Annotated in this window: 1 pseudogene; it reads left to right on the plus strand. The window is 51.9% G+C overall.

From position 1 onward, the window contains the following. Window positions 1–67 precede the first annotated feature (67 nt). Window positions 68–595 (plus strand): annotated as a pseudogene (locus NPS47_RS25315) (DUF6708 domain-containing protein); the annotation flags it as partial.

Genomic DNA, 595 nt, shown 5'->3' on the forward strand with positions numbered 1-595 from the left:
CACATGCCCCCGGGAACGGGCAAGGCGCCTTTCAAGTTGCTCATCAGAGATGACCTGGCGACTGTCGATGTTTAGCAAACTGTTCAAGCGCAAAGACAAAGTCGGTGTCACCGAGCCTGCCCTGGACATTCGCAATCAGCGGCCCTGTGCCGGTGAAATTCGGGTCAAGGGCTTGAACGAAACCCTGTTCCTGTCGCCTTTGCCGGTCTACACCGGACAGGTTCAATCATCGCGGCGTAATTTTTCGCAGATGAACGACACCTATCTGGAGCTGGGTGGTAGTAACCGGGGAATGGTGGAGCAGGGAAAGATACTTGCCGTAGTAATTTGGGTTCCTATATTTTTGGCTTTCATAATGCCAAGTTTGGTGATTATGTGCGGAGTGCTCTTCTATCCGGAAAATTTTAGTGATCCTTGGCACGACTTATATATGTTCTTGCAGGTCAGTATCAGCGTGTCGCTTCTTTCCATTCTTCCGATCGGCGCCTACTTATACGGAATGATCTCCAGTGTTTACGAGGTCGCCAAAACCTACCCCGTCCGCTTCAACCGCCAACGCCGCGAAGTCTGTTACGTCGACGGCAAAACCCACCGC

Origin of the sequence: Pseudomonas putida, from assembly GCF_028682475.1 — a bacterium.
In the GTDB taxonomy this organism is placed as follows: domain Bacteria; phylum Pseudomonadota; class Gammaproteobacteria; order Pseudomonadales; family Pseudomonadaceae; genus Aquipseudomonas; species Aquipseudomonas putida_AG.